This window comes from Flavobacterium lacisediminis, from assembly GCF_025909975.1.
GTDB classification, from domain to species: Bacteria; Bacteroidota; Bacteroidia; order Flavobacteriales; family Flavobacteriaceae; genus Flavobacterium; species Flavobacterium lacisediminis.
Genome location: NZ_JAPCIO010000006.1, coordinates 34233 through 55184, shown reverse-complemented (window position 1 = coordinate 55184; position 20952 = coordinate 34233). Strand labels below are relative to the sequence as shown.

At 32.3% G+C, this 20952-nt stretch carries 15 protein-coding genes; 1 reads left to right on the top strand and 14 read right to left on the bottom strand.

Annotation, left to right across the window (positions count from 1 at the left end; all coding sequences use genetic code 11):
- Positions 1-5: 5 nt before the first annotated feature.
- The 8 genes from OJ995_RS09555 to OJ995_RS09520 all read right to left on the bottom strand — a co-directional run bounded on the left by OJ995_RS09555 (position 6) and on the right by OJ995_RS09520 (position 9171).
- Positions 6-1691: a sodium:solute symporter family protein gene (locus OJ995_RS09555; protein WP_264369209.1), complete on the bottom strand. Its 1686-nt coding sequence runs from the start codon at positions 1689-1691 to the stop codon at positions 6-8.
- Between the two features lie 112 nt (positions 1692-1803).
- Positions 1804-4251 carry a PIG-L family deacetylase gene (locus OJ995_RS09550; protein ID WP_264369208.1) on the bottom strand — a complete coding sequence of 816 codons (2448 nt, stop codon included), beginning with the start codon at positions 4249-4251 and terminating at the stop codon, positions 1804-1806.
- Positions 4252-4323: 72 nt separating this feature from the next.
- Entirely contained in the window at positions 4324-5805 is a 1482-nt protein-coding gene (locus OJ995_RS09545; protein WP_264369207.1) for a rhomboid family intramembrane serine protease, read from the bottom strand.
- A gap of 3 nt (positions 5806-5808) precedes the next feature.
- The gene (locus tag OJ995_RS09540) at positions 5809-6345 is read right to left on the bottom strand and encodes a mechanosensitive ion channel domain-containing protein (protein ID WP_264369206.1); all 537 of its coding nucleotides are present in this window, start codon (positions 6343-6345) and stop codon (positions 5809-5811) included.
- Complete coding sequence (locus OJ995_RS09535; RefSeq protein ID WP_264369205.1) at positions 6338-6922, bottom strand: Maf-like protein; 585 nt, start codon at positions 6920-6922, stop codon at positions 6338-6340. The genes OJ995_RS09540 and OJ995_RS09535 overlap by 8 nt, the downstream gene beginning before the upstream one ends.
- Entirely contained in the window at positions 6915-7838 is a 924-nt protein-coding gene (locus tag OJ995_RS09530) for a geranylgeranylglycerol-phosphate geranylgeranyltransferase (protein ID WP_264369204.1), read from the bottom strand. Before OJ995_RS09530 ends, OJ995_RS09535 begins: the two co-directional genes overlap by 8 nt.
- 63 nt (positions 7839-7901) lie before the next feature.
- Complete coding sequence (locus OJ995_RS09525; RefSeq protein WP_264369203.1) at positions 7902-8429, bottom strand: KdsC family phosphatase; 528 nt, start codon at positions 8427-8429, stop codon at positions 7902-7904.
- Entirely contained in the window at positions 8413-9171 is a 759-nt protein-coding gene (locus tag OJ995_RS09520) for a Rossmann-like and DUF2520 domain-containing protein (protein ID WP_264369202.1), read from the bottom strand. Before OJ995_RS09520 ends, OJ995_RS09525 begins: the two co-directional genes overlap by 17 nt.
- A 198-nt stretch (positions 9172-9369) precedes the next feature.
- On the opposite strand from OJ995_RS09520, the gene OJ995_RS09515 reads away from it, so the two are divergent.
- Positions 9370-11469, top strand: a complete 2100-nt coding sequence (locus OJ995_RS09515; protein ID WP_264369201.1) for a T9SS type A sorting domain-containing protein — start codon at positions 9370-9372, stop codon at positions 11467-11469.
- An 82-nt stretch (positions 11470-11551) separates the two neighbouring features.
- Here the strand turns inward: OJ995_RS09515 and pheT are convergent, their stop codons facing one another.
- The 6 genes from pheT to OJ995_RS09485 all read right to left on the bottom strand — a co-directional run bounded on the left by pheT (position 11552) and on the right by OJ995_RS09485 (position 20942).
- Positions 11552-13981, bottom strand: a complete 2430-nt coding sequence (gene pheT, locus OJ995_RS09510) for a phenylalanine--tRNA ligase subunit beta (RefSeq protein ID WP_264369200.1) — start codon at positions 13979-13981, stop codon at positions 11552-11554.
- A gap of 61 nt (positions 13982-14042) precedes the next feature.
- On the bottom strand, positions 14043-15056 hold the full coding sequence (locus tag OJ995_RS09505; RefSeq protein WP_264369199.1) for a proline iminopeptidase-family hydrolase: 1014 nt from the start codon (positions 15054-15056) through the stop codon (positions 14043-14045).
- Positions 15053-15538, bottom strand: coding sequence for a hypothetical protein (locus OJ995_RS09500; RefSeq protein WP_264369198.1), 486 nt, complete (start codon positions 15536-15538; stop codon positions 15053-15055). The genes OJ995_RS09505 and OJ995_RS09500 overlap by 4 nt, the downstream gene beginning before the upstream one ends.
- Before the next feature lie 57 nt (positions 15539-15595).
- Complete coding sequence (locus OJ995_RS09495; RefSeq protein ID WP_264369197.1) at positions 15596-16459, bottom strand: bestrophin family protein; 864 nt, start codon at positions 16457-16459, stop codon at positions 15596-15598.
- 87 nt (positions 16460-16546) lie between these two features.
- Complete coding sequence (locus OJ995_RS09490; protein WP_264369195.1) at positions 16547-17851, bottom strand: TolC family protein; 1305 nt, start codon at positions 17849-17851, stop codon at positions 16547-16549.
- A gap of 4 nt (positions 17852-17855) precedes the next feature.
- The gene (locus OJ995_RS09485) at positions 17856-20942 is read right to left on the bottom strand and encodes an efflux RND transporter permease subunit (protein ID WP_264369194.1); all 3087 of its coding nucleotides are present in this window, start codon (positions 20940-20942) and stop codon (positions 17856-17858) included.
- Between the last annotated feature and the right edge of the window lie 10 nt (positions 20943-20952).

The following is a 20952-nucleotide window of genomic DNA, read 5'->3' as shown; positions in this document are numbered from 1 at the left end:
TTATTTTAAATATCAGACTTATTAAAGAATTTTTGAAGTACAAGCGATAATCCAATTGTAAGTAAAGCACCTATGAAATTCAACCATAAATACCCTACAATATCCAAGTAAAAAATATAGAAAATTGCTAATTGGCTGATACAAGCTCCGATAAAAACAGCTTTCCCTTTTATGTAGTTGATATAGAAACCTATTAAGAAAATTCCTAAAACGGTACCATAGAAAATAGATCCAATGATATTTACTAACTGAATTAAATTTTCAAATAGCGAACTAATACAGGCAAATCCAATAGCTACAATTCCCCAGAATACTGTAAAATATTGAGTCGCATAAACATAATGTTTGTCTGATTTTGCATTTACATTTCGTTTGTAAATATCGATTGCAGAGGTGGCTGCTAATGAATTTAGTCCAGAAGCACTTGATGACATTGCGGCACTAAAAATCACAGCTAATAATAGTCCTAAAATCCCTTTTGGAAGGTAATTCAATATGAAATAAAGAAATACATAATCTTTATCGTTAGTTTCAGTTTTCCCATCTACTTTGGCTATAACAGCTTTTGCTTCTTCTCTTAAGTCTTTTTCTTTCAGCGAAAGTGCCACCATTTGTTTTTTTAGAATCGGATTATCGTATTCGTTGTGTTTTAGTTGTTCAATATAAATTTGATTTACAATTTTTTTATCAGTATTCAATTGAACTAATTTTTGTTCTAAATTTTCATATATTACTTTATGTTCAGAAGCTTTTACTTTTTCAACATTAGTTGGATTAAAGTGCAAAGGCGCATCGTTAAATTGGAAGAAAACAAAAACCAAAACACCTGTTAATAAGATAAAAAACTGCATCGGAACTTTTAAAATTCCGTTCATAATTAATCCCATTTGGCTTTCTTTTACTGATTTTCCTGATAAATAGCGACCTACTTGCGATTGATCAGTTCCAAAATAGGATAGCATCAAGAAAAATCCTCCTGTAATTCCGCTCCAAAAGGTATAACGGGTTTCTGGATTGTATGAAAAATCTAAAATATCCATTTTTCCATTGGCACCCGCAATATGAAGTACGTTTGAAAAATCAACATCTTCTGGAAGGTTTGCTAAAATGTAAAAGAAAATGATAAACATTCCTGACATAATAACAAACATTTGCTGTTTTTGGGTAATGTTTACTGCTTTTGTTCCTCCAGTTACCGTATAAATGATAACTAAAATTCCAATAATAATATTAAGAAAGGTTAAGTTCCAACCTAAAAGTGCTGATAAAATAATTGATGGTGCATAAATAGTAATCCCAGTTCCTAAACCTCTTTGAATTAAGAATAAAATTGCAGCTAATGTTCGTGTTTGAATATTAAATCGTTGTTCTAAATATTCGTAAGCCGTGAATACTTTTAATCGGTGGTAAATAGGAATAAAGGTGTATGCAATAACAATCATGGCTAATGGAAGTCCAAAATAGAATTGTACAAATCCCATTCCGTCATGATAGGCTTGGCCGGGTGTAGATAAAAATGTAATTGCGCTGGCTTGTGTTGCCATAACGGAAATTCCAACTGTAAACCAAGGAGTTTGATTATTATCTAAAAGATAATCTTCAACATTGGCGCTGCCTTTGGTTTTCATTACACCATAAACAACAATAAAAAATAGGGTAGTGGATAATACAATCCAATCTAAAATTTCCATATTAGGTGTAGATTTCCATTATTAAATAGAAAATAAGTATGTATATAGCATTCATTATCAATACGATGCTATAACTTTTTTTCCATTGATGTTTGTTTTTGTTCATACTCGTTTATTTATCCAATGCTATTAAATTCGCTAATAATCGATATGCGCCACTAACGCCTTCTGGTAGTTCTCTAAAGAAACTCAAACCTGTGTAAATGTAATTTCCTTTACCATATTTAGCAATTACTAAACCACCTGTTTTTGAAGATTCGCCTTGGTCATTAGAAGCTAAAATAGGAATAAATTCTGAACTCCATTTATTTGGATAGTATAAACCTTGTTCTTGTACCCAACCTACGAAATCTTTTTCAGTAATTTTATTTGGTTGATTAAGTACTTTATGACTTGGAGCTAAGAAAGTTACTTTAGCATTTTCATCGGTAACTCGATCTCTTGATAGTTCTAAATTATACGGCGCTATTTCTTTGGTTACCAAATTATTAGTGGTATTATACTGAGTAATTAAATTGCCGCCATTTGCAACATATTGAAATAAAATTTTGTTCTTATATTTCAGCTCATCAACCACGTTAAAAGCTCTAATTCCTAAAATTATGGCATCAAATTGATCTAATTTTTCTATAGAAATTTCGTTTGGATTAATTGTAGAAACTTTGAATCCTAGATTTTCTAGATTCTTGTTTACTTCATCTCCAGCACCCATAATGTAGCCAATATTTTTGCCTTTAGTTTCTATGTCTAATTTTACTAATTTAGATTCAGAAGGCACTAAAATGGTTTGTTTTGGAATATGTGGATATTGAATAGTTATTAATTTATCACCAAATATTTGGTTTCCAATTTGAGCTTTTGCACTCAACTTTGTTGCAATTTCGGGTTTGGTTGGATAAAGTGTAAACGTGAATTTTTTCTCTTCGTTTTTAGTGGTAATTTCAAATGGAATTTCTTTTGGATTTACTTTCCAATCATTCGGAATATTTAAAGATAAAATTCCTTTTGCATTGGCTTTGTGCGCTTTTACTGAAACCGTAATTTCTTTGGCTTGTGTTCCATTGAAAATAATTACTTCAGGTTCAATTTTAGTGGTAACATCAGGCAAAACGGTAAATGGAACATAAGTTTCTCCATCATCAGGATTATTGAATTTATAGCAAATATTCTTTACGAATTCAATTGTTTTTCCTTCAATTTCTATGGTGAAAACAACAGGAAAATTAGATGAAACTTCAGGAAGGATACGAATTGATTTATCTGAAACACGATACATTCCTTCAGTTTGTTGTTCTTTTAACCAAAATAAGTTGGAATAATCAATATTTTCACCAATAATTACATTCTTAAATTGGAAACTTGTTTTTTCATTATTTTTTAAAACAGTATTTTTTGTTTCTAATGGAAGTTGTAACGCTTTAACAGAAATCAATTTTGCATTCGACTGACTTCGGTTAATGACTTCAATATTAATGTTGAAATTACTGTCTTTCGTTGTGGTTTCAGTGTCGGCAACTGCTTCCATGAACAAACCGCTACACGCTTCAATAATCTTAATAATTTGTTTCGATTTGATGTCTTTCCAATGCGAATCTTCTAGTTTTTGAATCAAATCATACGCTTTAATCAAATTCGGAATATGAACTGACGGATTTCCAAAGTTGAAATTCTTTTCAATTTCGTATAAAATTTTTCCAATTTCATTGCCGCCTTTTACTCGATTCCAAGACGTGTCGATTCCTTCAAAAAGATTGGTATTACTTGGTAAATCACCTTTTAAAAGTTCTAAATATTCGGTTTCGTCACCACGACTTCCCAAAGTTCCAAAACCTTGACATTTGTGCTGACTTCTACTTAAAGCCGCAATTTCGTTGTTACTTTTCCCTTTTAATGGATAAAATACATTGGAATTAATGGCTAATAATTTTGATTTATCAGCTGCATCAAACGCTTCTTGACTTCCGTAAAACCACCAAGATGTGTTGAAAAAGATGCGTTTTGGTTTATATTTTACTAAATCATATGCTTCTAAACTCAACATTGCTGAAGCCGTGTGATGTCCGTGAGTGGTTCCAGGCGTGTTGTGGCTAAAACGATTTACAATGATATCTGGACGGAAAGTTTCAATGACTTGAATAACATCTTCCATGACTTCGTTTTTGTTCCAAATGGCGAAAGTTTCATTCGGTTCCTTTGAAAATCCGAAGTCGTTTGCACGTGTGAAAAACTGTTCGCCACCGTCAATTCTTCTAGCTGCTAATAATTCTTGTGTTCTTATGGCTCCAAGTTTTTCTCTTAATTCGGTTCCAATTAAATTTTGACCGCCATCACCACGGGTTAACGATAAATAAGCTGTTTGTGCGTGATAATGATTAGAAAAATAGGTAATAAGCTTGGTGTTTTCATCATCAGGATGAGCGGCAACATACAACACTTTTCCTAAGAAGTTTAGCTTTTGTACTTGTTCGTAAATTTCAACAGCACTTGGTTTTTGTGGTGCTTGGGCAAATGTTGTTAGCGAAGCGAAAATTATAAAAAAAGCAGTTATTCTTTTGTTCATTGCATTGGATTTGTTTCAAAAATAAGGAAATAAAAAAAAGGAAGTTTTAATCGCTTCCTTTTTAACAGTTTTTTATAAGTTGACAATTGTTTCTATTAAATTTTCAATTTCTTGGTTGATTTCGATGATTCTTTTGTCAAATTTATCTGAATCAGATTTTATTTTTTCTCTAAAAAGTTTTGTTTGTTTTATTCTTAATAAGACATATTTTTTGACAGTAGCATTTTTTTCAAGTGCCTCTTTTGGGATGCTGAATTTCTCAATTTCGTTAACAATCTTAAGATTCTCTGTCCAGTAATATAAAGTATGATTTTCGATGTAATTTATCATTTCCTCTTTTGAAGAAGCATTTTGGTTTTGAATTTCTAGTGCCAAATTTTCATTTAATTCAAAATCTTTCATCTTAATTTCATAAAGATCAAAATAGTTCATTTCTTCACCATACTCGTTTTTATATTGTTCTATAGGATTTGGGATTTTTTGAAGTACTAAATATGAACAAGCGATACCTAAAAACGAAATTATCCCCAGAATCCAATGGTTTATTTCTTTTGATTCTTTATTGATTAATCCGTAATAAAAAGCATAGCCAAAAACAAATCCAGATACTAATCCTCCAATATGAGCGGCTCCATCAATTCCTTCTTTTAATCCACTCATTAGATTTAGTCCAACATAAATAAAAATGTAGGTTAACATCGATTTTCTTGTTGATTTATCTAGATAATTTGTTGTTAATAATGCCAAAAATATTCCAAATAAACCAAAAATAGCTCCAGAAGCACCTGCGCTTAATGAGAAAGTATTCCACCATAAACTGGCTGTACTTGCAATAAATCCAGAAATTAGATAACCAATTATGAATTTGTATTTTCCTATGATAGGTTCTAATATACTACCGATGAAAATCAATGCATATAAATTCATGATTAAGTGCATGATTCCAATATGGATAAAAATGCATGAAAACAAACGCCAAAGTTCTCCATTTAGCGTAAGCGATCGCTCGTTAGCGCCCCATTTTATTAAATCTTCTGCTTCTGGTGAAATGATATTTGTTCCATCTATTGCCATTATAACAAAGACCAAAACATTTAAGAAAATAAGAATAGGAGTAAAGAAATAATCTTTAGTAGGAATAAAAACTTGTAAAAAATCCTTGAAGCTACTTTTCTTTTTACTGATTGCGCCAAAATCATTATTTGAAGACTCAGTAATAGGAATTTCATTAACTACAAACTCTTTTTGTTCGTAAAGTTTGATTTGTTCAAGTAAGCTCTCAACATTTTTTTTATTTTTACCCCAATCGAATAATTGATTCCCAACACATTTACTTTCAATAATAACTTTTGTGTCTGAAATATCAATTATAATCGATTCTCCCCAAGAGCTTAATGATAGTGAAGTATGCCCTTCAATTTTATGTTCTGATGAAGAAACAATATTCCAACTAAGTTGTTTAAAGGCAAATTCGATAGATTGATTAACAAGTGATTTATCGGCTTCGTTAATTTCAAATTCGATGATGTAATGAGGGAGTAGTTTGTTATTCATAAATTAATCAAAAAATTCTTTTTCTTCAGGAGTATCCTTTAATACAGAAACCCCTTTTTGCATGAGTAAATTATTTGGATAGGTAATCAATTCACCATCTGAAGACTTTAAAATTATGTAAAAAGCTTTGATGTCGTCAATTTCACCTTCAATTGGAAAATCTTTGTCATGAATTTTAATTCGGTCTCCAATTTTAAATGGATATGAGAAAAATAAAATAATTCCAGCAGTAATATTACTCAAAATTGACCATTGCGCAAACGAAGCAACTCCTGCAACGGCAAAAACAGACGAAATAAATAGAAATATTTGATCTTTTTTTACACCCCAAATAATTACAATAGAAATAAACGCTAAAATGCCTAATAATAAGTAAATATACTTGATAACTAGATTACTACGATGTTCTAAGACTTCGTTTAGTGTGGCGTATTTTCGAACTAGTTTTTTTGAGCTAACTCTTAATATAAAATAAAGTAATAACACTACAATTGTTGCTATTTCTTGATCTAAATAAGGGTTATTTATTAATTCAAACATAATTCATTAATTTTTGAAATAACATTTCTGTCGGTAAACCTACAACATTGGTATAAGAACCTTCGATTTTTGAAATTCCAATTAATCCAATCCAATCTTGAATTCCGTAACTTCCAGCTTTATCAAAAGGTTGGTAATTATCTAGATAATATCTAATTGCTTCATCTGATAAATTGGCAAAAGTAACTTTGGTAACACAATGAAAAACATCAGTTTTAACAATCGATTTCAAACATACAGAAGTGATTACTTCATGCGTTTGATTAGCCAATTGTTGTAACATTTTAAATGCGTCATCATAATCTTTTGGTTTGCCTAATGCTTTTCCATTTAACCAAACGATAGTATCACTAGTGACTAAAACATCGTTTTCTTCCAATTCATTTTCAAAAGCGCTAGCTTTTAATTCGGCTAAGAAATTAGTGATTTCTTCCGCTTGTAAATGTTCTGGATAGATTTCTTCAATTTCTTTTAGGCGAATGGTGTAATGCAAATCCATTTCCTTAAAAAACTGCTGTCTTCTTGGCGAACCCGAAGCTAGAATGATGTTGATTTTATTTAGTTTTTCTTTAAGCATTGGCTAATTTTAAATTGAAAACGATAACAGCAACTGATAAAATTCCGAAAAACAATATGATTTTCAAAACTAAACTCAAGTGATGAAATTCTTTCTTATTTGCAGCATTCATTAGTTTTACTCCAAAATAAATAAGTGGTCCAACGATTAGAACCATTGCATAATATACCACATAATCCAATTCAAATAAGTTTGAATTCACATAATAGGCTAAAATCCCAATAGAAAGTACAGTTAAAACTCCAACAATTATCTTCGTTTTTTGAACTCCGATAGCAATAGGCAACGTATTAATTCCCGATTGATAATCGCCATCCATATCTTCTAAATCTTTTACAATTTCACGAATTAAATTGATGATAAAAGCAAAAATGGCATAATGCATTAAAATATCGAAAGCTTCTTTCATTCTAAATCGGTTATCCACATCAATTGCAGGCAAAATGTCAAATAATCCAATGATGATGATACTGGTTGAAAGCATCAACGCCACAACTACATTTCCAAGAACTGGAATTTGTTTAAAACTTGTAGCATACATATAAAGCAATGTAGCTACTAAAATAAACATTGAAGCAAATGTAGGTTTGTAAATCACATTCGATAAATAAAATCCAATTCCAACACCAACAATAGTTAATCCAATGTACCAATTATACGCCACCGTTTCCGAAATAGAAACACCAACTACGCGGTTTTGAGGTTTTGCAATTTCGTCGGTATCTTGATCCATAATATTGTTAATAACATAACCACCAGCTGCAATGCACACTGTTGCAATCACCAATAATATGTAATTAAAATCCGTCAAGGCTAAATCAACATACGATTGTCCTAAGAATAAATAACGGAAAACCAATTGCATGAAGGCTAGCATTAGTAAATTTTGGAATCGAATTAGTTTTAAGTATTTCATTTTAGTGTTTATTATTTCAAGTTTAAAGTTTGTCTTTTGAAATTGAATTTTCTCTTACTATTATTAATCGTAACGGGCATCAAAATGTTCCATCCATTTGCCTTGTACTTTCATAACTTGTTCTATGACATCACGAACAGCACCTTTTCCTCCTTCTACATGCGAAATATATTTAGATAATCCTTTTATTTCTGGAACTGCATTTTGTGGACACGTTGGTAATCCTACTAATTTCATAACATGATAATCTGGAATATCGTCACCCATATATAACACGTTTTCTGGTTTGATATTGTAAATATCGGTGAATTCTTTGAACGTTTCTACTTTATCAGAAACACCAAGATGAATATCGGTAATTCCTAAATTTCTTAAACGAACGCGAACACCTTCATTACTTCCGCCTGAAATAATACAAACGGTGTAACCATTTTCAACAGCGGCTTTCATGGCATAACCATCTCTAATGTTCATATTACGAAGCATTTCGCCTGTTGGGGTTACATGAATAGTTCCATCGGTTAGCACTCCATCTACGTCGAAGATGAAAGTGGTGATTTCGTTCATTAGTTCTTTATAACTTTTTGACATGTTGTATCGATTGTGTAAGTAATTGATATAGGTTTTTATATTCAGGATTTTCTAAGAAATCTAAATGTTTTTCAATGGTTTTGGTATCGTTTCGTAAAGCCGGACCCGTTTGTGCTTCTTTCGGTGAAAGTTCCATTATTTTATGAGCCGTTTCCTGAATTAAAGGATGTAATACTTCAAATGGCACGTTATTTTCCTCGCAAATTTCATTTCCAATTTGGTACAAATGATTCACAAAATTACAAACAAAAACAGCAGCTACGTGTAAGCTTTTTCGTTGTTCGGAATTAATTCGGACTACTTTTTGTGAAATGCAATTGCCTAATTTTTCTAAAAGTTGGTAATCGGTTTCATTTTCAGCTTCTAAACAAATAGGAATAGGAGTGAAGTCGATTTCTTTGCCTTTAGTAAAGGTTTGAAGCGGATAAAAAACACCTTTTCGATTCTTATCATTCAAAATCGAAAGTTGCGACGAACCTGAAGTATGCACTACCAAACGATTTTCGAAAGGCAACTGCGCTGAAACTTCATCAATAGCATTATCTGAAACTGAAACAATGTATAAATCGGCTTCCGTAATTTCTTGATAATCAGCTGTAATTTTGGTTATTGGTAATAAATGCGATAAATGAATTGGATTACGAGCAAACGCTTGCACCAAATCCACATTTTTAGCCTGCAACAACACCTGAATTAAGTGTTGTGCCACATTTCCTGAACCGATTAAAACGACTTTTATCATGGCGCTAAAATAGTGAATTTTAATTTTATTTTAATGAAAAATCGGACAGGTTTCTGTAAAGAGAACGCTCCAAGTTTATTTAGTAGAGCAAACCTGACAGGTTTCCGAAACCTGTCAGGTTTTAAACGAAGATTTAATTTAAATTACACTTTGATATTTAAACATTTATCTTATTTTTACTTCTTTAATTTCTTACAAATGAAAAAACTTTACTTTTTATTCTTTTTTAGTATAGGTGTTTTGGGTAATGCGCAGATTGTTAATATACCCGATGCTAATTTTAAAACGAGATTATTAGCAGCAAGTCCAAGTAATACAATAGCAAAAAACTTGTCGGGATCATATTTTAAAATAGATTCAAATTCTGATGGAATTATCCAAGTTTCAGAAGCAGAACAAGTAAGTTATATTTACTTAAATCAATATAATGGTGCAGGAATTTATTCATTAGTTGGTATTAATGAATTTCCAAATTTAACCTATTTTAGTTGTTCTGATGCGAATTTATATGAATTGGATATTCATGGATTACAATATTTAGAAGTTATTAATGTTATTTATTCTGGAATAGATATTGTTACACTTTATGATTTACCAACATTAAAAACTCTCAGCATATGGTATAATAATCTAACTGAACTTGATCTTTCTAACTTAAGCAGCTTACTTTCACTTAATTGCTATCAAAACAGTATTACTAACTTAGACATATCAATGCTTACCAACTTAAATACATTAACTTGTAATAATAACCAATTAGTTAGTCTTAATATGAAGAATGGTAGAAATCAGACTATACAAAATGGGATGCTACAGGGTTATTCTGGATATCCTACATTAAGATTTATTTGCGTTGACGAGTCGGAATTAAGTTATGTTGAAAATATAGTTTCAAATATTGAAGGTAGTGAATTGGTTGTAGTTAATGATTATTGTACTTTTGTTCCTGGTGGTGAATATTTTACAGTTAATGGAAATATAAAATTCGATTCAAACAACAATGGTTGTGATGGTCTAGACATCAATTATTCCAACTTACATTTCTCAATTACAGATGGAACTAATAATGGTTCATTGATTTCTGATAATTCAGGAAACTATTACATTCCAGTTCAAGCAGGTAATCACACAATTACCCCAAACCTTGAAAACCCTTCTTATTTCAACGTTTCTCCAACTAGTTTTACAGTAGATTTTCCAACACAAGCGAGTCCATTTACTCAAGATTTTTGTGTAACAGCTAATGGTGTAAAATCGGATATTGAAATTGTTTTATTACCAATTACTACAGCTCGTCCAGGTTTTGATGCTGATTATAAACTGGTTTATCGTAACAAAGGAAATCAAGTTGAAAATGGTACAGTAAGTTTAACTTTTGATGATGCAAGATTAGATTTTGTTTCGTCTAATCCTGTTTATAATAGTTCTGTTACGAATAGTTTTACTTGGAATTATAGTAATTTACAACCTTTCGAAACCAGAGAGATTGGAATTGTTTTCAATGTAAATTCCCCAATGGAAACACCAGCAGTTAATAATGGAGATATTTTGAATTATACGGCAACAATTACCACTGCAAATACTGATGAAACGCCAACTGATAACACATTTACGTTAGACCAAATCGTAGTTGGTTCATACGATCCAAACGATAAAACGTGTTTAGAAGGAACAACAATTACACCTAGTGAAGTTGGTAACTACGTACATTATGTCATTCGTTTTGAAAACACAGGAACCTTCCCTGCAGAAAATATCGTGGTAAAAGACATGATTGATTTAGCTAAGTTTGATATTGAAACTTTGGTTCCATTAAAAAGTAGTCATGATTTTTACACAAGAATTAATGGAAACAAAGTGGAATTTATTTTTGAAAACATCAATTTAGATTTTAATGATGCTACCAATGATGGTTATGTAGTGTTTAAAATTAAAACGAAACCAAGTTTGGTTTTGGGAGATACTTTTACCAATAACGCCAACATTTATTTTGATTATAATTTTCCAATTACAACTAATACGTATACAACAACTGTTGCTGCTTTAAGTACTCAAGATTTTGATTTTGGAACTTATTTTACTTTATATCCAAACCCATCAAAAGACGTTTTGAATATTCAAACGAAACAAGATTTAGCGGTTAATTCCATTGAAATTTACAATCAATTAGGACAAATTGTTATGGCGGTAACCAATGCTGTAAATGCAGTTAATGTTACTAACTTAGCTTCAGGAACATATTTCGTAAAAATAAATACCGAAAAGGGTAGTGCTAATGCGAAGTTTGTGAAAGAATAGTTTTCTAAGATATGTAAAAATAAAAACTCCCGATTCATTTGAATCGGGAGTTTTTTATGATTAAACCTTAACAGGTTTTAAATTATCTCAAGCTCGCGCCTAACTGACTTTCGAAATTACCTTGTAACTTACTCATGATTTTATCAATTTGAGTATCAGTTAACGTTTTAGAATCGTCTTGTAAAATGAAACTTACTGCGTATGATTTTTTACCTTCTGGTAAATTGTTTCCTGTGTAAACGTCGAATAAATTTACGTCTTTTAGCAAGCCTTTTTCGGTTTGTTTGGCAATGTTATAGATTTGTTCGAATGGTACGTTTTCATCTAACAACAAAGCTAAATCTCTACGAACTTCAGGATATTTTGGAATATCTGTGAATTTAATTTTCGTAGAAACGTATTTCTGAATTTTATCCCAAGCAAAATCAGCATATAACACTTCTTGTTTGATGTCAAAAGATTTTAAAATCGATTTTTTAACCGTTCCAAATTCTACAATTACTTCTTTTCCAACTGCTAACGCTAAGCCTTCCGCGAAAACATCATTTTCAAACGGTAATGAAGTTACTTTTTTGTCTAATCCTAAACGACTTAAAATCGTATTGATATAACCTTTAAACAAGAAGAAATCGGATTTTGATTGTGGGTTAGTCCAACTTTCGTTTTGTCTGTTTCCAGTTACTAATAACGTTAAGTGTTTGTTTTCGTCATGACCGTTAGCTGTCTTGTGGTAACTTTTTCCAAATTCGAAGAATTTTAAATCACTTCTTCTTCTATTGATGTTGAAAGAAACTGCTTCTAATCCAGAAAACAATAACGATTGACGCATTGCAGATAAATCGCTACTCAATGGATTTAACATCATTACATTGAACTCTTCTTTTAAGTTTTCCGAAAGTTTCACGTAATCTGGCGTAGTTAATGAATTTGCCATCATTTCGTTGAAACCTAATGAACACAATTGGTTCGCAATGATATTTTGTACTTTATATTCTTCCGTTCTTGATGAATTAGCAGTTGTAGCATTCACTTTAGAAGGAATTTTGATGTTGTTGTATCCGTAAACACGTAAAATTTCTTCAATAACATCAATTTCTCTAGTAACATCAACTCGGTAAGATGGAATAATCAACCCTAAACCAGATTCGGTGATACTATTAACTTTGATGTCTAAAGAAGCTAAAATCTTTTTAATCGTTTCTGGCTTAATTTCTTCACCAATGATTTTATTCACTTTATTGAAATGAATAAACACACTGAAATCTTCAATCTTTTTAGGATAAATATCAATAATATCAGAAGTAATTTCACCACCTGCCACTTCTTGAATCAACAAAGCTGCACGTTTTAAAGCGTATTCTGTAATATTTGGATCAATTCCTCTTTCAAAACGGAAAGAAGCATCAGTACTTAACGTATGTCTTTTAGCTGTTTTTCTAACCGAAACCGGATTGAAATAAGCACTTTCTAAGAAAATTGCCTGAGTTTTTTCGCTAACTCCCGAAGTTTTCCCTCCGAAAACACCTGCAATACACATTGGACCACTTTCATCACAAATCATTAAATCTTCTTCGTGAAGTGTACGTTCGATATCATCAAGAGTAACAAATTTAGTTCCAGCTGGAACTGTTTTTACTACTACTTTATTTCCTTTTATTTGAGCGGCATCGAAAGCGTGTAAAGGTTGACCTAATTCGTGTAAAACGTAATTTGTAACGTCAACAATATTATTTTTTGGAGTTAATCCAATTGCTTTTAAACGATTTTGTAACCAAGTTGGAGATGGTTTAACGGTAATTCCTGAAATAGTAACACCACAATATCTTGGCGCTAATTTTTCGTTTTCAACTTTAACATCGATTTTTAAAGTACGTTTTTCCACTTTAAATTTACTTACCGAAGGAGTCATTAATTCCGAAGAAGTACCTTTTTGTAATAATCCAGCACGTAAATCACGAGCAACTCCCATGTGCGACATAGCATCAGCACGGTTAGGTGTTAATCCAATTTCGAATACTTCATCTGTTTCGATTTCGAATACCTTTGAAGCAGGCGTTCCAGGTTTTAAATCTTCATTCAAAATCATAATTCCGTCATGACTTTCTCCAAGACCTAATTCGTCTTCAGCGCAAATCATTCCGTGACTTTCTTGTCCGCGGATTTTTCCTTTTTTAATTTCGAATGCGTTTCCTTCTTTGTCAAATAATTTCGTTCCAATAGTCGCCACAGGAACTTTTTGCCCCGCCGCTACATTTGGAGCACCACAAACAATTTGAACAGGTGCGTTTCCATCACCTAAATCAACCGTTGTGATTTTTAGTTTATCAGCATCTGGATGTTTTTCGCATGTTAATACATGACCAATCACAACGCCTTGTAAACCTCCTTTTAAACTTTCGTATTTGTCAACGCCTTCTACTTCTAAACCTAAGTCGGTAAGAATATCGGCAATTTCTTCAGATTTTAAATCGGTTTTAATAAATTGTTTTAACCAATTGTAAGATATACGCATTTTGTATCGAATTTTAAAAGTGCAAATATAAGCTAAAGTTTAAGAGTTTGAAAGCTTAAAATTACTTTTTCAAGAACGAAATCAATCCAGAAAAATACGTTTTCTGATCGTCGTAAAATGCCATGTGACTTCCTTTTGGACAGAATAAATAGGAACCTTTTGGTAAGATTTTCGAAATTTCTTCCATGTGTTTTGGATCCATGGTATCGTGTTTCGCTCCGATTACTAATGTTGGAATATTTACATTTTTCAAATCAGCTTTTCTGTCCCATTTTTCTAATTTTCCAGCGATTCCAAACTCACTCGGACCTTGCATGGTTACGTAAAGCGATTGGTTGGTTTTTCCTAACGAACGATTTACCGGTTCTGGCCAATCTTTAGAAGGGAAACGTAACACGTGTTTTTCATAGAAATTCGGAATCAACAATTCCATATATCTTGGATTTGAAAAGTCTTTTCTAGCTTCAATATCACGAATTTCCTTTAAAACTTCAGGAGCTAATTGTTTTGATAAGACTTCATCGGCATATTTACCATACTCAGGGCAACTTGCCATCATGTTTGAAATGATTAAGCCTTTCATGTTGTTTTGATATTTCACAGCGTATTCCATAGCTAAAATACCACCCCAAGAATGGCCTAACAAGTAGAAATTAGTATTGTCTAATTTTAAAGCTTTACGGACTTGTTCTACTTCTTCCACATATCTCGGTAAATCCCACATCGAAGTATCGTTTGGATTATCAGCATTTCCACAACCTAATTGGTCGTAATAAATGAACTCGATACCTTCTGCTGGTAAGAAATTTTCAAAACATTCAAAATATTCGTGCGTAGCGCCTGGACCACCATTTAAAAGTAATACTTTAATCTTTGGATTGTTGCCAATACGCTTCGTCCAAACATTAAAAGTGCCTTTTGGAGTTGTAATTGGAATGACTTTTACACCACCATTTTGAATACTATCTGATGATTGTGCAAAATACTCGTTTTGAGTAGCTACGGTTTCTTGTTTACAGCTTGTGAATAAAGCTATTGTGAAGAGTAGGAGTGTGGTTTTAAATAGGTTTTTCATGGTTGGATTTTTAGTTTTAATATTTGTTTCCCAAAAATAGAACTGTTAAATTCGATTCTGTCATCATAATCTGTAGATTCTGTTGGTGGGTCAACAGGAACTTTATCAATTGTTACACCTTTTAAATTCGTACATTCTACGTACAAATCATCAAAAATTAGAATAACATCATTTCTTCTTTCAATATATGGCAATTGAGTTGCTATTTCATTTCTTATAATATTTTTATTACTCAAGTCAAAAGCACTCCATTCAATATTTCCACTATAAAATAGCAAATTGGTTTCTTGAATAAATAAGAAACTATTTTCATTAATTATGCTATTATTTGTTAGGTCAAACTTTATTCTGATTTTAACCTCATTGTTTTCAAAAAGTAAAACTGCTGACTTAACAATTTCTTCATTATGATATTTTTTTTCAATATAGACAATATCAAAATCTTCAGATGGAATAATATGATCATAATTTTTAATTTCCATTTTATGATGATTTTTTAAATTAAAATATATCAAATATACCAAATTTCCTCCAAACGTTTACAAAATCTCTTCCACGTGTTTCTTAATATTCGAAGCTATTTTTGTCATCGGTAAATCGTTGGCGTCGTTGCCAAATGGGTCTTCAATTTCTTCGGCGATTAATTCTAAACTCGCTAAAACATAAAAGATGAAAATCAAAACCGGAATTACATAGTAACCCAAACTAAATACAAATCCGAAAGGCAAGGTCATCACAAAAAAGAAAATGAATTTTTTGATAAATGAACTGTATGAGTAGGGAATAGGCGTGTTTTTAATACGTTCGCAAGCGCCACAAATATCGGTAAATGATTGCAATTCTGAATTAATGATAAAAAATTGGTCACCCGTAATTTTCCCAGATTTATACAAATCATTTGCTTTTTGAAACAGTATTTTTGCCACTTGATTTGGACGGTGTTTGTGGTGATCCATTTCTAAATCTAAGCCTTCAAACAACTCTTTACTTACTTCTTCATTCAATAAATGTTTTGAAAGCACTGAAGCATAAGCTGGAATTACTTTTCTGTAGAAATTTCTATCATTTTCATCTGACAAATAAGCAGAAAGTTTCAACGCTAAATTTCTACTATTGTTAACCAAAGCGCCCCATAATTTTCGACCTTCCCACCAACGGTCGTAAGCCGTATTGGTTCGATAAGCCAATAATAACGACAACACAAAACCTACGGTTGTATGCATTACATTAAGGTTTTTCACATGACTAGTTTCAGAAAGTTTCCAATATTCTAATTCCAAATACGCGATGCCTCCAGCATAAAATCCAATGAAAATCATCATCGGAATTAGTTGGCGAAACGTATCCGATTCGTGAAAACGGAAGATAAAAGTAATCCAGTCTTTTGGGTTGTATTGAACCATGTTTTTAATTAATAATGTATAATTAACAATTGATATTTAATTGGCTTTTCCAGAAATTCTACAATTGATCTAAACAAAAATAAGATATTAATTCAATTTTAAAGTACCGGCTAATTCTTTTAAGTTAATTTCCGAAAGTTTGGTTACATATTGTGCATTTGAATAGCGTACGGCTGCTTCTACAAAGTTTTGTTGAGCCGTTCTAAATTCTATAGTTGTGATAGTTCCAATTTTGAATTTTGCTAACGTAATATCTAAGTTTTGTTTGGCGATTTCTACGTTTTTTTCTTCCACTTTTACCAACTCTAAATTGGTTTGATAACTCGCATACAAAGACGATAATTGTGAGCTTAGCGATAGTTTTTGTTGTTCTAAAAGGAATCCTGCATTTTCCACTTGGTATTTCGCTACTTTTTCGTTTTTGTTTTGAAGAAAGCCATTAAAAATGGGTACTGTAGCTGTAACTCCATACACAAAACCTTGTCCAGAAGATTGCGTGATAAACCCTAAAGAAGCTTCCGAACGTGTGAAATTGTAACCCGAAGTAACTCTCACTGTTGGATAACGATTTCCTTTGACTTGTTTCAAATTCAAATCGGCTACTTTTTTAGATAGAATTTGCGCTTGCAATTGCGGATTTTGTTTTTCAGCTGTCGATTTTAACTCGTTGAAATCTAAATTTTGTTCGAATGTAACTTCGTTAGTGACTTTAAAATCGGTTTGAATATCACGAACTAATAACTCGTTTAATCTAATTTTACTGATTTTGATGAGTTCTTTTTGTCTTAATTGTAAACTTAAATCGCTGTTCAAATCTACTTGTGCATTCAAAACTTCTAATTTCGAAGCTTTTCCAATACTAAAACGATTTTGAGCGGTAGTTAAGCGTTGGTTAGAAATTACTATTGCTGTATCGATCGAAGCTAAAACTTGTTGTTGTTGCACCAAATCGAAATAGGTTGTATAAACATCGCTAATTCGAGTTAAAATAGCAGTTTGTAATTCGGCTTTTCCTTGTTGTTCTAAAACGTTTAATTGCTCTTTTCTAGCAAACATACTTAAACCATCGAAAATCGTCCAGTCTAAACCAACACCATAGGTTAAGTTCATATTTTTTGCTCCGTCTAATTCACGAACTGTTCCATCACCTTGCGTTTGTTTAGTATCAAGTTGACTATTGTTATTAGTAAAATTTGCATTTAACGAAGGCAACATTCCTGCATTGGCTAAATTGTTATTGGTAGCATCAATTTTGGAATTATTCTCCGCGATTTTAATATCGTAATTGTTTTCCAAAGCTATTTTAACTGCATCTTCAAGCGAAAGTAGTTCTTGTGCTTGCGCTGAAAATCCAATGATGAAAAGGAATATTATTTTATATAAATTTTGCATACTATTATTTCTCTAAAGCGTCTAAATTATCAAATTCTGGTCGGTGTTTTTTTGCTTTTGACCACATTAAATAGATAGCTGGAATTACAAATAAAGTTAAGATTAACGAAAACATCGTTCCACCCACAATTACAACTCCCATTCCCATTCTACTTGCCGAAGCCGCTCCAAGCGATAAGGCAATTGGTAAAGCTCCTAAGGCAATGGCTAAACTGGTCATTAAAATAGGTCGTAAACGTGCTTCCGAAGCTTCTAAAATCGCATCGTATTTCGATTTTCCTTGTTCTCGAAGTTGGTTGGCAAATTCGACTATCAGAATTCCGTTTTTGGTAACGAGTCCAATCAGCATGACGGTTCCAATTTGACTAAAAATATTCCATGTTTGCCCAAATAACCAAAGCGAAAATAATGCTCCAGCGACAGCCATTGGGACAGTTAAAATAATGATAAATGGGTCAATGAAACTTTCAAATTGCGCAGCTAAAATCAAATAAATTAATAATAAAGCTAATCCAAAAGCGAAAGAAGTATTCGAACTACTTTCTACGAAGTCACGCGATTCACCACCTAAATCGGTTGTAAAAGTATCGTCTAATACTTTTTCTTTGATTTCGTCCATGGCGTTGATACCGTCAATCATACTTTTTCCCGGTGCTAAACCTGCTGAAACCGTTGCCGACATGTAGCGATTATTGTGGAATAATTGCGGTGGATTACTTTGTTCTTCTACCTCAACTACGTTGTCTAATTGAATTAATTCACCCGCTTTGTTTTTTACAAACATCGAAGTTAAATCCAAAGGAGCATCTCGGTCTTTCTCATCAAATTGTCCAATGACTTGATATTGTTTTCCGTTTTGCATGAAATATCCAAAACGTTGTCCACTCAAAGATAATTGCAAAGTTTGCGCCACATCTAAAACCGAAATTCCTAAGCTTTCCGCTTTTTCACGATTAATCGTTACGTTGATTTCAGGTTTATTGAATTTCAAATTCACATCTACATTCGAGAAAGTTTCATTTTTACTCGCTTCTTCCATGAATTGTGGAATCTTCTCTCTTAATTTTTCAAAGTTTGGCGCTTGAATAATATACTGAATTGGTAATCCACCACGACGGTTTACCGAAATTGTTGGTTGCTCGGAAACATTTACTTTGGCTTGCTGATATTTTTTAGTCCATTTGGTTAAATCATCTACAATTTCCTTTTGCGATTTTTCTCTTTCACTTGGATCAACCAAAGCCAAACGAACTCTACCAGCATTCACAGAAGATGACATAAAGCCAGGAGATGTGATTACTAGTGCTACTTTTTTCTCTGGAATGGAATCGTTAATTAATTTGGATAAATCGTCCATAAAACGATCTGTATATTCATAAGTTGCACCTTCTGGTGTTGTTACACTGACAATTCCTAAACTTCTATCGTCATATGGAGCTGTTTCTTTTGGAAGAATAGTAAAGAATAATACAATTAATCCGATACAAACTCCGATAATTGGAAAACTCAACCATTTTCTTTTTAAGAAATTAGTTAATGAATTTGCATATCCTTTATTTAAACTTACAAAGAAAGGTTCTGTAGCTTCATAGAATTTGGTTTTCTTTTGTTCGCCACCTTTCATTAAATACGCGTTCAACATTGGTGTTAACGTCAATGATACAAAGGCGGAAATCAATACGGCGGCACCAATGACGACACCGAATTCTCGGAACAATCGTCCCACGAAACCTTCTAAGAAAATAATAGGTAAGAAAACGGCAGCAAGTGTTACCGAAATTGAAATTACAGCAAAGAAAATTTCGTTTGAACCTTTGATTGCGGCTTCGATTGGCGACATTCCTTCTTCTACTTTTTTGAAGATGTTTTCGGTTACTACAATTCCGTCATCCACCACTAATCCTGTCGCTAAAACGATGGCTAATAACGTTAATACGTTGATGGAGAAACCACACAAATACATAATAAAAAATGTAGCAATCAACGAAACAGGAATATCAATTAATGGTCTAAATGCGATAGACCAATCTCTAAAGAATAAAAAGATAATGATGATTACTAAAATAACTGAAATGGCTAAGGTTTCCGCTACCTCAACTACTGATTTTTTAATAAAAATGGTATTGTCTAAAGCTATATCTAGTTTGATATCACTTGGTAAATCTTTTTTTAATTTGTCAACTTCTGCATAAAATTGTTCGGCAATTTCCAAATAATTAGTTCCAGGTTGCGGAATAATTGCCACCGCCACCATCGGATTTCCCGATTCTGTGAACTTAGTTTCTAAATTTTCAGAAGCTAAAACGGCATAACCAATATCGCTCAAACGAACGGTTTTATTCGCATCTGAAACGATGATGATGTCATTGAATTCCTTTTCCGTAGATAAATTCCCAAGGGTTTTTACCATTAATTCGGTATTCGCTCCTGTCAATTTTCCTGAAGGCAATTCGACATTTTGTTTGTCCAAAGCATTTCGAACATCGGCAACTGTGATACCGTAAGCATTTAGTTTTATTGGATCCATCCAAATACGCATCGAATAACGTTTTTGTCCCCAAATTTGCACGCTACTCACTCCTGGAATCGTTTGAATTCTTTCAGAAATTACGTTTTCGGCATAATCACTCAATTCTAAAGCATTTCTGGATTGACTTTGAACCGTCATAGAAATAATCGCATCAGAATCGGCATCCGATTTGGCAACTACTGGTGGTGCATCAATATCTTGTGGTAAACTTCTAACGGCTTGCGATACTTTATCGCGTACATCATTAGCCGCTTCTTCAAGGTTTTTCTCTAATTTGAATTCAACTGTAATATTACTCGAACCTTGATTACTCGAAGAGGTAATGTTTCGAATACCATCAATAGAGTTAATAGCTTTTTCAAGTGGTTCGGTTATTTGTGATTCGATAATTTCAGCATTTGCACCAGTGTAATTCGTTCGAACATTAATTACGGCAGGATCAATCGAAGGGAATTCCCGAACGCCCAAATAACTGAATCCTAAAATACCAAAAAGTATAATCAACAAATTGATTACGATTGTAAATACTGGCCTTTTTATACTTAAAGTAGATAAACTCATTTGTAAATGG

Bases quoted from the DNA above. Each gene is read 5' to 3' on its own strand.
- OJ995_RS09555 (WP_264369209.1), bottom strand. From the start codon at position 1,691: ATGGAAATTTTAGATTGGATTGTATTATCCACTACCCTATTTTTTATT.
- OJ995_RS09550 (WP_264369208.1), bottom strand. From the start codon at position 4,251: ATGAACAAAAGAATAACTGCTTTTTTTATAATTTTCGCTTCGCTAACA.
- OJ995_RS09545 (WP_264369207.1), bottom strand. From the start codon at position 5,805: ATGAATAACAAACTACTCCCTCATTACATCATCGAATTTGAAATTAAC.
- OJ995_RS09540 (WP_264369206.1), bottom strand. From the start codon at position 6,345: ATGTTTGAATTAATAAATAACCCTTATTTAGATCAAGAAATAGCAACA.
- OJ995_RS09535 (WP_264369205.1), bottom strand. From the start codon at position 6,922: ATGCTTAAAGAAAAACTAAATAAAATCAACATCATTCTAGCTTCGGGT.
- OJ995_RS09530 (WP_264369204.1), bottom strand. From the start codon at position 7,838: ATGAAATACTTAAAACTAATTCGATTCCAAAATTTACTAATGCTAGCC.
- OJ995_RS09525 (WP_264369203.1), bottom strand. From the start codon at position 8,429: ATGTCAAAAAGTTATAAAGAACTAATGAACGAAATCACCACTTTCATC.
- OJ995_RS09520 (WP_264369202.1), bottom strand. From the start codon at position 9,171: ATGATAAAAGTCGTTTTAATCGGTTCAGGAAATGTGGCACAACACTTA.
- OJ995_RS09515 (WP_264369201.1), top strand. From the start codon at position 9,370: ATGAAAAAACTTTACTTTTTATTCTTTTTTAGTATAGGTGTTTTGGGT.
- pheT (WP_264369200.1), bottom strand. From the start codon at position 13,981: ATGCGTATATCTTACAATTGGTTAAAACAATTTATTAAAACCGATTTA.
- OJ995_RS09505 (WP_264369199.1), bottom strand. From the start codon at position 15,056: ATGAAAAACCTATTTAAAACCACACTCCTACTCTTCACAATAGCTTTA.
- OJ995_RS09500 (WP_264369198.1), bottom strand. From the start codon at position 15,538: ATGGAAATTAAAAATTATGATCATATTATTCCATCTGAAGATTTTGAT.
- OJ995_RS09495 (WP_264369197.1), bottom strand. From the start codon at position 16,459: ATGGTTCAATACAACCCAAAAGACTGGATTACTTTTATCTTCCGTTTT.
- OJ995_RS09490 (WP_264369195.1), bottom strand. From the start codon at position 17,851: ATGCAAAATTTATATAAAATAATATTCCTTTTCATCATTGGATTTTCA.
- OJ995_RS09485 (WP_264369194.1), bottom strand. From the start codon at position 20,942: ATGAGTTTATCTACTTTAAGTATAAAAAGGCCAGTATTTACAATCGTA.